Annotated in this window: 8 protein-coding genes and 2 pseudogenes; 8 read left to right on the top strand and 2 right to left on the bottom strand. The window is 60.0% G+C overall.

Annotation, left to right across the window (positions count from 1 at the left end; genetic code table 11):
* Nucleotides 1–14 precede the first annotated feature (14 nt).
* Together C3L37_RS19170 and C3L37_RS25115 are read left to right on the top strand one after the other, a co-directional pair.
* On the top strand, nucleotides 15–1646 hold the full coding sequence (locus C3L37_RS19170; RefSeq protein WP_129116169.1) for an acyl-CoA synthetase: 1632 nt from the start codon (nucleotides 15–17) through the stop codon (nucleotides 1644–1646).
* Between the two features lie 390 nt (nucleotides 1647–2036).
* Nucleotides 2037–2531: pseudogene (locus tag C3L37_RS25115) on the top strand (hypothetical protein).
* 916 nt (nucleotides 2532–3447) lie between these two features.
* On the opposite strand, the gene C3L37_RS19155 reads toward C3L37_RS25115, so the two are convergent.
* The gene (locus C3L37_RS19155) at nucleotides 3448–4911 is read right to left on the bottom strand and encodes an aldehyde dehydrogenase family protein (protein WP_129116166.1); all 1464 of its coding nucleotides are present in this window, start codon (nucleotides 4909–4911) and stop codon (nucleotides 3448–3450) included.
* A gap of 48 nt (nucleotides 4912–4959) precedes the next feature.
* Nucleotides 4960–5727, bottom strand: coding sequence for an enoyl-CoA hydratase/isomerase family protein (locus C3L37_RS19150; protein ID WP_129116165.1), 768 nt, complete (start codon nucleotides 5725–5727; stop codon nucleotides 4960–4962).
* A 79-nt stretch (nucleotides 5728–5806) separates the two neighbouring features.
* Here C3L37_RS19150 and C3L37_RS19145 point away from each other — a divergent pair, with 79 nt between their 5' ends.
* The 6 genes and pseudogenes from C3L37_RS19145 to C3L37_RS19120 all read left to right on the top strand — a co-directional run bounded on the left by C3L37_RS19145 (nucleotide 5807) and on the right by C3L37_RS19120 (nucleotide 11765).
* A complete protein-coding gene (locus C3L37_RS19145; protein WP_129116164.1) occupies nucleotides 5807–6982 on the top strand; it encodes a thiolase domain-containing protein in 1176 nt (391 codons plus the stop codon).
* Entirely contained in the window at nucleotides 6979–8397 is a 1419-nt protein-coding gene (locus tag C3L37_RS19140; protein ID WP_129116163.1) for a zinc ribbon domain-containing protein, read from the top strand. The genes C3L37_RS19145 and C3L37_RS19140 overlap by 4 nt, the downstream gene beginning before the upstream one ends.
* Nucleotides 8398–8733: 336 nt before the next feature.
* Nucleotides 8734–9576 carry an acyl-CoA thioesterase gene (locus tag C3L37_RS19135; protein ID WP_129116162.1) on the top strand — a complete coding sequence of 281 codons (843 nt, stop codon included), beginning with the start codon at nucleotides 8734–8736 and terminating at the stop codon, nucleotides 9574–9576.
* Nucleotides 9577–9678: 102 nt separating this feature from the next.
* A pseudogene (locus C3L37_RS19130) lies at nucleotides 9679–10105 on the top strand (IS1595 family transposase); the annotation flags it as partial.
* A gap of 215 nt (nucleotides 10106–10320) precedes the next feature.
* Nucleotides 10321–10776 carry a MaoC family dehydratase gene (locus tag C3L37_RS19125; protein ID WP_129116161.1) on the top strand — a complete coding sequence of 152 codons (456 nt, stop codon included), beginning with the start codon at nucleotides 10321–10323 and terminating at the stop codon, nucleotides 10774–10776.
* A 407-nt stretch (nucleotides 10777–11183) separates the two neighbouring features.
* On the top strand, nucleotides 11184–11765 hold the full coding sequence (locus C3L37_RS19120; protein ID WP_129116160.1) for a GPR1/FUN34/YaaH family transporter: 582 nt from the start codon (nucleotides 11184–11186) through the stop codon (nucleotides 11763–11765).
* Nucleotides 11766–12712 lie beyond the last annotated feature (947 nt).

Here is a 12712-nt window from a genome sequence, read left to right as displayed (position 1 = left end):
TTATAATTTGGGTCATGCAAGAGAATCTCCCGGATGAGAACCTTCCCGACGCGGAGCACGCGCCGGAACCGGTCTACGCCCTTCCCGAAGTGAGTTATCCCAAACATATCAACGTGGCAGAGGAACTCGTCGACCGTCACGTGACCGCGGGGCGAGGAGACAACGTCGCCGTTCGATTCCGAGAGCGTGAGATCACGTACCACGAACTGTTAGAGAAGATAAACAGTCTCGGGAACGCACTACGCACACTCGGTGTCGAACCCGGCGACAGGGTGTTGGTTCGCTTCCCCAACCGTCCGGAGGCCATCATCACCTGCCTCGCAGCGCAGAAGATCGGTGCAATACCGCAACCGTCGATGAAACTGCTCCGAGCGAAGGAGCTCTCCGAGATTATCGAAGACGCAGGTATCAGGTTTGCCGTCGTCTACGACGACCTCCTCGACGAACTCGAAACGGCCGCCGAGCACGTCAACTGTCTTGAGGGGATCGTCGTGGTCGACGACATTGGCGTCAACCACGACCGTCCGAGCTACCACAATCTCCTCGCTGAGGCGAGCGACGAACTCGAAGCCTACCAGACCGAAGGGACTGACATCGGCCTGATGCTGTACACGAGCGGGACGACCGGTCGTCCGAAAGGTGTCGTCCACAGTCACCGGGCGATCCTCGCGACCGCCGACACGTACGCGCGATACTGTCTGGACGCGTCCGAAGAGGACGTCTTCGGTGGAAATCCACCGCTGCCCTTCGCGTACGGCTACGGCGATCTCGTGACGCATCCGCTTCGGTTCGGTGCGACAACGAGTCTCGTCCAGAACGCTACACCCGAAAAATTGCTCGAGACCATCGAGAACCACAGAATCACCGTCTTCTGCTCCGTTCCGACGGCGTACAACCAACTTCTCTCGAAGTTCCCCGACGGACCAGAGGAGTACGACATCAGTTCACTTCGACTCGGATTGAGTGCGGGAGAACCGCTGACTCCACGCACATTCGAGCGGATCAAGGACACGTACGACATTGAAATTCTCGACGGAATCGGGACGACGGAGATGCTCCACATCTTCATCAGCCACCGCCACACCGACGATATCGAACTTGGAGTAACGGGGTTCCCCGTCCCCGGGTACGAGGCGAAGATCATCGATCCGGAGACGGGGGAAACGCTCAAACGGGGGCAGTCGGGGCTCCTCGCCGTTCGCGGTCCGACCGGGATCACCTACTGGAACCGTCCCGGAAAGCAGCGAGAGGTCGTCGAAGACGGTTGGAGTTACCCCGGAGATATCTTCGTCCAACGCGAGGACGGCCGCTTCGAGTACCAGTCGCGACAGGATGACATTATCATCTCCAGTGGCTATAATATCCCCGGCCCCGAAGTCGAGATGGTACTCGAGGATCGCGACGCCGTCCGGGAGATCGCCGTCGTCGGCGCACCCGACGAGGAACGTGGCGAGATCGTGAAAGCGTACGTTGTCCTCAACGACGGGTACGAACCGAACGAGACGCTCGTCGAGGAGTTCCAGACGCATGTAAAGAACACGCTCGCACCCTACAAGTACCCGCGCGAGGTTGAGTTCGTGACAGAACTACCTCGGACTGAGACGGGGAAGATACGACGGACGGAACTCCGAACACAGGCGCACTGAGTCAGGCGATATCGAACCAACCGGTACTACCGAACGTCTCACTCGCGCGACTTCCTCTCTTCGGTAGCCATCCCTTGAACGACCCAGTCCCAGTTCGCTTTCACCGCCCTATCACCGCGACGCTCCGATTTTTCGTCGATCCGTCTTTCACCTTCTTTCTGAGGACAGGTACGCCCTTCCGAAGTCGAGGTGGCTCACACTCGATGCACCGGAATATCATCCCGACGAGTGGTGTAAACGAATCTGTAAACGACAATAGACGGCGCTAGCGTCGGCCTGTTCGGGCGGATACGTCCGTCCCCCTCGTCGCGACGCAAATCATTACAAACATAGTTTTGTGATACCCGGTGCTAATTGGCTCGGCGAACTCGGACTAGTTCCGAAGGCGGTGTGACCGACAGGGAGGTTTGGAATAGATGGACTTTTGTTTGCGATCCAGTTTTCGGTGTCGGCGAAGCGGCAAGTGACGCTGCGAATAAATCGACGAGCGGTGCGGATCGCTCAGCACTCGTCGCCGTCAGCGACGCAAACGGCGGCATCTACGACCCGCAGGGACTCCATGCGCACGCCGTTCCCTCCTAAAAGGAATAGCCGAAGGGACTGATGAACCACGAGACTCCTGAGCAGGTGACTAACGAAGCGCTACTCGAACAGGACGTTGACATCCTCGTTCCTGCCGCAGTGGGCAACGTAATCACGACTGAAAACGCAAACCGATTACGAGTGGATCTCGTCGACGAAGGCGCCAACGGCCCCATCACCTCCAGCGGTGACAAGCTCCTCGACGGGCGGGACGTTCCGGTGATCCCCGACATCCTCGTCAACGCTGGTGACGTGGCAGTGTCGTACTTTGAGTGGCTGCAGAACATCAACCGACGGCAATGATCATAAGAGCGGGTCGAAGATGAGATCAAATAGACGATGTTAGCTGCGTGAGACGACGTTGAGACCGTCATCGCCGAGTAGGAACTGAGCTGGCGAGCCGCGGCGTACGTCGTTGAGCTCAGGCGAAACAGCAAGGCGAAGGAGACGCCCGGTGTCTGATCCTAACCGAATCTCGGTCCGCATTTACACGCGAGTGACGCCGTCGCGTTGCTCGTACTACTCGTGTCTCGTGGCATCGGACGTCGATTTGTATCGGCGGCCACGTGCCCGGTTCGACGGGACGACAGCGAAAATCAGCAACATTCACACGAACGATAATCGGTAATTGGTCGTGGTTCGAATGATGAGTCGGCCGTCAACGAGCGGCCTCATGTGTAAGCGTCTTCAGTCATCGAAACATACGCAGCGGTCAGCACGAGGACCTGAGCACTCCCTCGTCTGATCGCCTGCCTCGATGCAGCGCTCACACGAACTGTCACCATCTGTCCCACTCTATGTCGCCTTTCTTTGCCGTTCGGACTCCGCTTCTTCCGCTGACTCCATTGACCGCGTTTCCTCCGCGGCGTCACGACGACCGATCGACATAACGGCTGCTTGGGTCTCCAGTCGTATACAGCGCTGTTTACGGACCGCGACCGCATCACCTCTATATCACCGGGGTGCGCTCCAGTCGTTCGCGGGGTATCGCATTCGTGGGAAATTCCAGCGAAACGTCCGCACTTCGTTCGGCTCCCACCAGCCACTTTCGGCTCTCGTATACGTCGGGTGAGAACACAGCTTCCCTCGGTAGACGCCGTCGGTACGTCTTCCGGTAATTGACAGAGAACTGTCGGCTCCGGAGGGTGGTCCCTGTGTGGGAACGAACCGGTTCGTGTCGGAATTGCTTTGTCGCAGTTTCGCCGACAGCTACTGTTCGCTACTGCGTATCCAATCCGACGTTGATGTTGACGTTCTTCGCCTGCGTGTACTCTCTGATCGCTTCCATTCCTTGTTCGCGCCCGAGACCGCTCTCTTTGTACCCGCCGAACGGCGTCTGCGGGAACGTCTGGGGGTACTCGTTGACGCTTATCATCCCATAGTCGAGTCGCGAGGCAGCCGCGTGCGCCTTGTCGATGTCGGTTGTCCAGACGCCGGCGCTGAGTCCGAACGGAGAGTCGTTCGCGATTTCGAGCGCCTCCTCGAAGTTCGAGAACTCGATGACCGAGAGTACCGGCCCAAATATTTCCTCGCGAGCGATCTGCATATCGTTCGTCACGTCCGTGAAGACCGTCGGTTCGATGAAGTAGCCCTGATCGGTGTCCTCGGGAACACCGCCACCGGCCACCACCGTGGCACCTTCGTCGACACCGAGTTGGATGTACTCAAGGACGTCGTCGCGGTGCGACTCACTCACCGCGGGCCCCATTCGTCCGTCGTCGTCGATGCCGCTCCCAAGCGGAGTCGCCTCCGCCCGTGCGACGACGCGGTCAACCACCTCGTCGTGGATGTCCTTGTGGACGAGAAGACGCGACCCCGCCCAGCACATCTGCCCGCAGTTCATGAAGATGCCGTAATGGACACCCTTCGATGCGGCTTCGAGGTCAGCGTCCGGGAAGACGACGTTCGGACCCTTCCCGCCGAGTTCGAGCGTGACGCCGGTCACGTTGTCCGCCGCCTCGGACATAATGTGCTTCCCAACACCCGTGCTCCCGGTGAACGCGACGTGGTCAACGGCCGATTCGTTGACGAGTGTGCTCCCCACCTCGGAGCCAGTTCCGGGGATGACGTTGAGGACGCCGTCCGGGAGGTCAGCGGCTTCGGCGGCCTTCGCGTAGTAGAGCGCCGACAACGGCGTCGTGTTCGAAGGTTTCAGGACGGCTGTGTTGCCGCACGCAAGCGCTGGTGCGAGACTCCGGCCAGCAAGTTGGAAGGGGTAGTTCCACGGCGCGATGTGCGCGGTCACGCCTACCGGCTCTCGGAGTGTGTAATCCAGTCGGTCTCCCGGAACCGGAATCGTCTCGCCGGTCAGTTTGTCCGTCCACCCGGCGTAGTAGCGGAACGTGTCGACGGCCATGTCGACGTCGAGGCCGGCCTCGAACGGCGTCTTCCCGTTGTCGTGGGATTCGACGAGCGTGATTTCGTCGGCCATCCCCTCGATTTCATCGGCCATCGCGTGCAGGAGGCCACCCCGATCGCTCGGGCCCATCGTTCGCCACTCGGAACCGCGTTCTACTGCCGCGTCGGCGGCCGCGACTGCGCGACTCACGTCCTTCGCGGTGGCACACGCGACCGTCGCGTACGTCTCCTCTGTGGCCGGATCGAGTGTCTCTATCGTGCCGCCGTCTACAGCGGGAGTCCATTCGCCATCGATGTATAACTGAGTCGGCCCATCATACCGCATACTCACAGCACCTCTCCGAAGCGTCAAAAAGGTTGATTCATCGGTAATTTACCGGAACTCGGGTCGTTCGCCGTTCAGAAACGCGTTCACGCCGATCTCGTGCGCCTCGCTCCCGTACGCGAGTACCTGGAGGTGTGCTTCTCTGTCGAGTGCGTCCCGGAGCGGTCGACCGATGTTCTCGTGGAGTCCTCGCTTCGTCAGCGCAAGTGTCTCCGTCGGTTTCTTCCCGAGCGTCTCCAACAGGTCGTCGACGGCATCGTCAAGCTCTTCGGCGGGGAGAGCACGGTTGACGAGGTCCATCTCCGACGCCTCCTCGGCGTCGAAGAGGCGTCCCGTCATCGTCAGTTCCTTTGCCGTTCGGAATCCGACGAGCGCCGGCAGAATCACGGTCCCACCCGAGTCGGGAATCAGACCGACGTTAGCGAACACCTCTCCGAACCGAGCCTCTGTATCCGCGTAGACGAAGTCGCACGCGGCGACGATGTTCGTCCCTGCACCGACGGCGTCGCCGTTCACCTTCGCGATGATGGGGAACGGAGACGTCAGAATCGTCTCGATGACCGTGTTGAGCGTCGCCTGTACGCGTCTGTACGATTCGTACGGTGTCTCGTCTCGGTCGGCCATCGACTGGATATCTCCCCCGGCGCTGAACGCGTCGCCGTCTCCCGTGAGTACTACTGCGCGGGCGTCGTCGTCCGCCGCCGCCTCAAGCGCATCGATGAGTTCGCCCGCCGCCATCGGAGAGAACGCGTTCTTCGATTCGGGTCGATCAAACGCGAGCGTTCGAACACGGTTGTCTGTCTCAACTCGGACCATATAGTCTCTCTTTCTGGGCCGGAGGTATAAATCCAGCCGGAGCCCGCACTTTTTAGTTGTCTGTCCTCTTCGACAGTGTATGACCGATGCGTACGTAATCGGTGCCGGACAGTCAGACTTCGGTTCGTTTCCCTCGGAGACGTACCGCTCCTTGTTCGACGACGCGTTCGATGAGGCGCTCGAAAGTGTCGACGGCGACTTCGACACCGACCGTATCGACGAAGCGTTCCTCGGAACGCTCGGCGTCGGCGGGCGGCAATTGGGACTGAGCGGTCCGGCCGTGACCGAACATCTCGGCCTTCACAATATTCCGACGACGCGCGTTGAGAACGCGTGTGCCGCCTCCGGGTACGCGCTCCGGCAGGCGGTCATGGCGGTTCGGTCCGGGATGGCTGACGTTGTGCTCGCCGGTGGATACGAGGTGATGACGGACATGAGCTCCGACCACACCAAGTGGTGGCTCGGCGTGAGCGGCGAGACGGAATGGGAGCGGCTCTCCGGCACTACGTTCGCCGGTGTCTACGCACAGATGGCGAGCGCCTACATGCGGGAGCACGGTGCGGAGAAAGAGGACCTTTCTCGCGTTGCGGTGAAGAACCACGCCAACGGGGCGCAGAATCCGCACGCGCAACTCGGCTTCGAGTGCACCCTAGAAGACGCGATGAACGCGCCGGACGTGGCCGCACCATTGAACCTCTATCACTGCTGCCCGACGACGGACGGAGCGAGCGCCGTGCTCGTCGCGAACGAATCGGTCGCACACGAACTCTCGGACGCACCCGTTCGCGTCGCGGGAGCTGGGGCGGCTAGCGGTCGCGTCGGATTGTTCCAGCGCGACTCGCTGACGAGCATCCCGGCGTCAGAGACGGCGGCCGAGCGAGCATACGAAGAGGCGGGCGTCACGCCCAACGACATCGACTTCGCTGAAGTTCACGACTGCTTCGCCATCGCCGAACTCGTCGCTTACGAGGACCTCGGCTTCTGTGAACGGGGCGAGGCACCTCGACTCCTCCGCGACGGCCTCACCGACCCCGACGGAGCGTTACCGGTCAACACGTCCGGCGGCCTCAAGTCGAAGGGTCATCCCATCGGGGCGACGGGAACGGGACAGGTCGTCGAGACGTTCTCACAACTCCGTGGTGACGCCCACGTTCAGGTCGACGATTCGAAGATCGGACTCACGCACAACGTCGGTGGCTCGGGCGGCGGCGTGACCGTCCACGTCTTCGAGCGGGTCGACGGAGGTTCGCGATGAGTTCGAACCGAGGTATCGTCGCGACGGGCGTGTACGTCCCTCGCCATCGTCTCACCCGCGACGAGATTGAGGCAGCGTGGGGGACATCCACGCAGGTGTCGCGAGCGGCGGTGCCGGCTGCCGACGAGGACACGCTTACCATGGCCGTCGCCGCCGGTCGAGACGCCCTCTCAGAGAGTGACGTTGCCACTACCGACATCGGACACGTCGCGATTGCGACGACGACGCCACCGCTCGAAGAGGGTGAGTTCGCGCCGCAGGCCGCCGCGGCGCTGGGGCTCGCAGACGACTGCCGACTCGAGACGTCGACCCAAAGCACCGCCGTTGGGGCCGACGCACTTCGCTCGGCGGCGACGGCAGACGTCCCCGCGCTCGCCGTCGTCGCCGACGCCCCCGAAGGGGATCCGGCAGCGGTCGGTCAGCGGGTTGGTGCGGGCGCTGCCGCGTTCCTGTTTGCCGACGGCGGGGACGTGACGCTCGTCGACATGGCGACGCGCTCTCGGGACGCGCCGGGAGTCCGGTTCCGCGAGCGAGGCAGCGAGACCGTCGCCGAACCGAACATCACGACCTACGAGCGTGAGGTGATCCGCGATCTCGTCGCCGCGTCCGTCGAGGCGCTCGACGTGGATCACGACGCCGTCACCGGGGTGAGTCTCTACCAGCCGACGCCGGACATCCCGCATCGAATCGCACGGTCGCTCCCTTACGACGGGGAGGCCGTCGGTCGCGGGACGCTCATCGACGATGTCGGCGACGCCGGAACGGCGACGACGGCGCTTGGACTACTGGCGGCCCTCGATTCGAGCGCCCCCGACTCCGTGACCGTCGCCGGCTTCTTCGGCAGCGGTGCGACGGCGACCGCACTCGCCTTCGAGATTCGGGAGCCGATCAAGACGGATGTCGCCGAGGCGGTCGACGGTGGGAGGGACGTTTCGTACACGACTGCGCTGCGCGAGCGAGGCACGCTCGGACAGACGGATGTCTCCGGCGGCGGTGCACACGTCAGTCTCCCCTCATGGCAGCGGACGGTCCCGCAACGGTATCGACTCGTTGCCGGGCAGTGTCCCGATTGCGGCGCGATCGCGTTCCCGCCGGAAGGGGCCTGCCCCCGCTGCCACGAGCGAGTCGCCTTCACCGACGTCGAACTCTCACGAACCGGTGAGATCGTCGCCGTGACAACTATCGGACAAGGTGGTGCGCCGCCGGAGTTCGTCGAACTCCAGCGGCGCGACGGCTCGTTCGCCGTCGCTATCGTCGAGAACACGACCAAGGGCGAGAGCGCACAATTCCCGGTTCAGTTGACCGACTGTGACCCACAGACGGTGTCCGTCGGCGACCGAGTCGTCGGCCAGTTCCGTCGCATCTACAGCGCGGAAGGTGTCACCCGGTACGGACTGAAGTTCACGCCAGAGTAAGCCCCGCCCCGTCGGTCGTCGACGAAAACGAGATGTTCTCGACGGGGTGTCGACCAGTCCTTGTTCCGCCGTCGCTCGCGTTCATCTACTTTCGCTTGATAGCCTGTCCGTGAATTTCGATCTGTTATCCGCCGTCCTCCCGTGAGCACTCGCCGTTCTAGCGGTGTCGCTCGGGGAGCGACACAGGCCTCCGAAACGGTCGCCCCGTCCGACGTCGACCGTCCCTCTCGCGTCACGCCCCTGATCGAACAGGACGGAGCGGCGAGCTCAAATGAGTAGCGCTCTCGCTCCCCGGAGCCGAGGGATTTATTGTCGGTTCCCACGCTCTCACAGAGTGTGCAAACCATCGACAATCACGATGTTCGGTTCGGCGAACTCGTCGGCCCGCTCGTCCACGGTGCACGGTTCTTTGACTGGGAACTGATCTCGACCCAGGTCGTCACAGAGGCGTTTGACCACTCGTTCGAGGACATCGTTGACGCGGGTGGGATCCCGTACGCGCCCGTCGTCGCGGCGACGACTGTCCACCGCTACCCCGGGTTTCGGGACACGGTGACCGTCGAGACGACGCCAATCTCGGTCGGCCAGAGCAGCGTTGAGTTGCTGTACGAGATGACGGACACTGACGGCGACCCCCTCGCGACGGCGCGGATCACACACGTCACCATCGCCCCCGAAGGTGACGCACAACCGCTCCCCAAACAGACCCGAGCGGCGTTCCGCGACTCGCTCCGGGATACGGACCCCGAGGTCGGACCACGTGAGACGGATTCTCAAGGATCGTGGCCGACCTTCACAGATTCGTTCGATATTCGAGGACCACACGTCGAGGGGTCGGAATTGGCGTACTTCGAGGAGTATCCGCGCTTTGCAGCCGTCGCGCTCGAACGTTTCCTCGAATCGAGGGGGACGAACCTCGACGCACTGCGCGGAGACAGCCAGCCGTTCCGCCTGCGTGACTGGCAGTGGGAGTTCGTCTCGCCGGTCCAATACGAGTCGAGTCTCACCGTCGAGTCGGACGTCCGCGCCGTCACTGACGACACGCTCCGGATCAAACACCTCCTCAAGAGCGACGATCGGATCTGTATTGAGGGCGTCACCGAATACGGTTGTTTCGACGATGAGGGTAGCCCGACTTCGTTCACGCCCGCGATGCGGGCCCCGTTTGCCGAGGAGTGACTTCTCATACGTCTCCGGTAGAGCTGCGGAACGACCGTGTAGTCACGGTGAGCAAGCCGAACACTCGATGTTGTACCTCGGACTCAACCAGCATTTGACGGGATGCTGCTTCAGCTCGTTGATCTTGGATGCTTTGAGTTGGACACTGAGCCGCTCGATACTGACATCGAGCGACACTCAAGGAGCTTTGGGAGTATTCTACGTATCCACGCTACGGCCATCCCGGAATCCACATGGGAATCGTCTGAACGCGTTATCTGCCAAAATTGGGATTTAAAACCGGTCTACACCTATGGGACGCCCTTTCACGAGGAGCACCCCGACGCAGGAGAGGTGCTTCTCGTGTACCTCCTCTATGCGGACACGTCGCTCAGTATCTCTCAAATTAGGTTGTACTCAAAAGGACGTACAGGACCGTCTATTACACGATTCGAGATGTGGAGGTCACGGTCACGTGCGGCTTTCTCCTCGTCTGGGAGCAGTTCCAACATTCATCTCGGGACCAATACAAGTCGACGAATCGAACACGGAATGGTTCTACATAAGAGCGAAAACTGAATGGGAGCGACGTACGTGTTCGAGACCAACCGCCCGATTGGTACATGAGTTTATCCTAATTTTTATGGTGGGAGCAGGCACAGGCCAAACAAAGGTTAGGGGAGAGCCGACACCTTATAGCGCTCTCCTCCAGTGTGACCCAAAAGCGAGGATTTATGTGTGAGTGGAGAAAGCGTACCACACCGTATGACGGAGATATACTTCGAAGACATCCGAGAGGGCGACGTCCGAGAACTGGGCAGCTATCGGGTTCCGAAGGACGAGATGGTCGCGTTCGCACACCAGTACGATCCCCAACCGATTCACGTCGACGAATCTGCCGCCGAGGACTCCATATACGATGGAATCATCGCCAGCGGCTGGTACACTGCTGGTGTCTGTATGCAGTTGTTGGTCGATGAGTTCTTGGATCACGCAGCGAGCGTCGGTTCGCTCGGATTGGATGAGCTACGGTGGGAGACGCCGGTTCGGCCGAGTGACGTGATTAGCGCACGCAACGAGATTTTGGAAGTCCGTGAATCAACAACTCGTGACGATCGCGGGTACGTCAAGAATTATTTGGTGGCTCACAATCAAGACGGTGACGAAGTACTTTCTTGGACCGCTACGAATATTTTCCTCCGGAAATCGGCGGCCCCGTAGTGCGTTCGAAGCCGTGAGACGATCGTGCCCGCTCAATCCCTACTCGGAGATCGGTATTTTTGATTGTCGCCTAAAGAAAGTCGGACACACCGCCGAGAACATCTACTACTTATTCGTCCAGTTGTTCGCCTCGTCGGATAAGAACGAGGGGATTGACGCGTTCTTCGACGGGCACGATCTCGAGTAGTGGGGACAATAATGGCGAATCAAGGGTTATCGGCGCGTGAATCTAATCACTCTATAGATACCCGTTTGAAGAAATTAAATAGACGTTCTCTTACGCGCTGAGCTCGACGTACTGCACGCACGCTATCGTGGACGGTCTATTCCAATCTCTTCACAAACATCATGGATAATTGCGAAAGTTATAAATACCGTACGTTCGAAGCGTGAGAACAGCGTAGACCATGTCAGACCAGGAGACGCACCCGAGCATCTTTGCGCTGTTGCTGTTTGGGTATTCGTTAGCGGTCCTCGGAGTTGAATTGCTTGTAACGACACAGGCGGTCGGTGCACTCATGTTTGCGATCTTGATCGCGGGTATCGGGGAGAGCATCGGTGGAATTTGGGAGCTTTCGAAGGGGGAGACACTGATTGGAACGACGATGGCGACGTTCGGCATTTGGCTGATCGGACTCTTCCTACTCGAGACGCTGGGCCAAGTGCTGGATCTGTTGTCGCCGATTTCCCTTGGAACCTACTTCCTCGTCCTTCTCATTCCGATTGCGATACTGGCAGTTCCGCCGTTCAAAAATCGGATGGCGATACCAATACGAGGAGCGTTCGCGGCGCTCTTCTTGCTGGTGCTTTTCGCAGGTGCTGAGTTTATCCTAGAAACAGGGATCCTTGGCCCCATCGCGGGAGTTTTCGCGTGGGTTGCAGCACTTTTCATCTGGATCCTCGCTATAGAGGACGTGCTAGAGATCGGACACACCCCAGTGAAGAGCGCAGAACCAGTGATAGAGCCCGAAGACAGCGACCCAACGTAGTGGTCTGGTCTTAGCTGTAATCGAGGGGGCTACGCCTCCTTCCTCAGCGAGCGGCGAAGCCGCGAGCAGAGAGGGGAGACAGCGCCCGCATAGTTCACGTTCACTGTCTGCGGCATCTTTACTACCCGCGCGGTCGAAGCAGGTAGTACGATGCTCACCACGCTCCCGGCGGTGTTCAAGCGCGGCAATAAGCGCGCACCGTCGGGTATGGCCGAGTGTCCATTTGGTAGGAGTGGGACACTCCGAACCACCCGTAACGGGAAGTCGCCTGCGGAGTCTGGAACCACTGTGCCCACGCCGGGTGCAAGTTTCGACACAGAAACAGGAAGCCCCGACCTCAACAAGCGAGGGCCGGGGAGGCCTGAGTGCGGTAGGTCGGAGTAGTTCACAGGTAACCCCTATAATGACGTGGGTGACTTGCGAGAAGATAGGCTAGTGTGCAGACGGGGGGTCGAGTGCTCGTTCGAAGCGTTTGATTGGCCAGTGTGTTTGTGAGGGAAGTTGAAATCTCTCGAGTTATTGATTCCTTCCTAGCACGAGGAGTTGGTTATTCTTGAGATCGGTGGCTTGCCGTCGCGAGCCAGTCCCTCGATCGTCTCAAGGATTGCTAATAATTTTACCACTACGAACTCCAGAGTACGCGAGTACGTAGACGATTGTACGATCGAGAAGTTCGCCGTCCGCTCGTTCTCCCCAGATTCTTCAAGATCTGCACTTGAGCTCTCGCTGAGCAGGTCTACGAGCATTCGAGTCCAATTCACTCAACGAGTTATTCACTTCTCAAACTGGCTTGACTAGACAGGGCCCGTTAATACTGTTTCTGAGGTATCTGACGTACTTGCTGGTTGATTCAGGCCACCTTAGTAATAGAAAAACCAGAAAAATTCTACACTTATCAAAAGTAGGAGGTGTTCATGCGATTAGAGTCCCGTCCCTGCCCGACGACG

The organism is Halegenticoccus tardaugens (assembly GCF_004116405.1).
GTDB lineage: Archaea > Halobacteriota > Halobacteria > Halobacteriales > Haloferacaceae > Halegenticoccus > Halegenticoccus tardaugens.
This window is presented reverse-complemented; position numbering and strand designations above follow the sequence as displayed.

What these genes read in the sequence shown, in the direction of transcription:
- C3L37_RS19155 (WP_129116166.1), bottom strand. Translation starts at nt 4,911, where the DNA reads ATGCGGTATGATGGGCCGACTCAGTTATACATCGATGGCGAATGGACT.
- C3L37_RS19170 (WP_129116169.1), top strand. Translation starts at nt 15, where the DNA reads ATGCAAGAGAATCTCCCGGATGAGAACCTTCCCGACGCGGAGCACGCG.
- C3L37_RS19150 (WP_129116165.1), bottom strand. Translation starts at nt 5,727, where the DNA reads ATGGTCCGAGTTGAGACAGACAACCGTGTTCGAACGCTCGCGTTTGAT.
- C3L37_RS19140 (WP_129116163.1), top strand. Translation starts at nt 6,979, where the DNA reads ATGAGTTCGAACCGAGGTATCGTCGCGACGGGCGTGTACGTCCCTCGC.
- C3L37_RS19145 (WP_129116164.1), top strand. Translation starts at nt 5,807, where the DNA reads ATGACCGATGCGTACGTAATCGGTGCCGGACAGTCAGACTTCGGTTCG.
- C3L37_RS19120 (WP_129116160.1), top strand. Translation starts at nt 11,184, where the DNA reads ATGTCAGACCAGGAGACGCACCCGAGCATCTTTGCGCTGTTGCTGTTT.
- C3L37_RS19125 (WP_129116161.1), top strand. Translation starts at nt 10,321, where the DNA reads ATGACGGAGATATACTTCGAAGACATCCGAGAGGGCGACGTCCGAGAA.